Origin of the sequence: Bartonella sp. TS82HLJMH (assembly GCF_042193495.1) — a bacterium.
Taxonomy (GTDB): domain Bacteria; phylum Pseudomonadota; class Alphaproteobacteria; order Rhizobiales; family Rhizobiaceae; genus Bartonella; species Bartonella grahamii.
The window spans coordinates 1-1,363 of the sequence record NZ_JBHILU010000067.1; the positions used below are offsets into that span (position 1 = coordinate 1).

Below are 1,363 nucleotides of genomic sequence, written 5' to 3' on the forward strand. Positions count from 1 at the left end.
GTTACGGCGGCGTAGCTCGGCTAAAATACTATGGCGATCCCATACTTGTGTGATAGTCATAAACTTCGCTCCTGCTTCAAACGGATGCTCCCACATCCGTTTTTTGTGGGGTTAATTGTAAAATATCTGCCCTCTATATCGGGCGGTAATTAGAGGTATAAACAATTATAATTGTTTTGTCAAATTAATTATAATTGTTTTGAGGTGTTTTTTTGGCACGTCCAGAAGCAGAACCAAAAACAGAATTAGCGAAACGATTTCGTGAAGTGCGACGCGTCCTTGGGTTCGCAGAACGCAAAAAATTTGCGGAGCATCTTGGTATAACCGCTGCATCTATAGGAACGTATGAAATTGGCATAAGCGAACCTACCGCCTCTGCTCTATCTAAATATCAAGAAATATGCGGTATTTCATTAGATTGGCTTGTAACTGGCAATGGCGAAATGTTCATGGACATGGCAAAGGCAAAGGCGGCATGTTTTAAAGCTCCTATCCTTCCTTCTGGTCTCATGAAAAAGCTCGGTCGCATAGCTTATACAACCTATCGCGATGCTAAAATAAAACTCCCCCCTGAAGATATAGCGGAACTCGCGGCGGAACTTTATGGAAAACTGCAAGAGCTTGTTCAAGACATCAACGACATGGAAGAGGTCGAAGCGACTTTCCCTCTTCTAAAATTGCATTTAAAGCGTCAAATAGAGGCTGAAAAAGAACACTCCAAAGCTGCACAAAATTCGGCTTAATGCTACTCTAAAATGAATGGGGGAATCTCTTTTTAAAATCCTGTAATTTAAGCTAACCTAAATATGAATAAGGAGCATTTTTGGCACGCCCCGAACTAGAACCTAAAACAGAACTAGCAAAGCGCTTACGCTTGATACGAGAAAGCTTAGAGCTTAATCGAGATAAGATAGCTACCCGTTTAGGTATTAAAAAAGCAATTTATGACCATGCTGAAAGAGGGACCACTTTTCCCAATGTAAAATTTTTGACTGCTTTATCACAGCAATTAAATATCAACTTAACTTGGCTAATTACAGGTGAAGGCGAAATGTTTAGTGACATGGCAAAAGCGAAAGCAGCTGGTTTTAAAGCACCAACCATCCCTGCTGGTCTCATGAAAAAACTCGGTCGAATAGCTTATACAACTTATCGCGATGCAAATATAAAGATCCCTCCTGAAGATATAGCAGAACTCGCGGCGGAACTTTATAAAAAACTGCAAGAGCTTGTTCAAGACATCAACGATACGGAAGAAGTCGAGCTTATTTTACCTCTTCTAAAATTGCATTTAAAGCGTCAAATAGAGGCTGAAAATGCACATCCAGAAACTACATAAGATACAGCTTAATGCCCCTTTAAT

General features: G+C 40.3%; 2 protein-coding genes. Both read left to right on the top strand.

Going from position 1 to position 1,363, the window contains the following annotated elements; all coding sequences use genetic code 11:
• Positions 1-212: 212 nt before the first annotated feature.
• Positions 213-743, top strand: a complete 531-nt coding sequence (locus ACFIKO_RS09215) for a helix-turn-helix domain-containing protein (RefSeq protein WP_375673872.1) — start codon at positions 213-215, stop codon at positions 741-743.
• An 80-nt stretch (positions 744-823) separates the two neighbouring features.
• On the top strand, positions 824-1,339 hold the full coding sequence (locus ACFIKO_RS09220; RefSeq protein ID WP_375673874.1) for a helix-turn-helix domain-containing protein: 516 nt from the start codon (positions 824-826) through the stop codon (positions 1,337-1,339).
• Positions 1,340-1,363 lie beyond the last annotated feature (24 nt).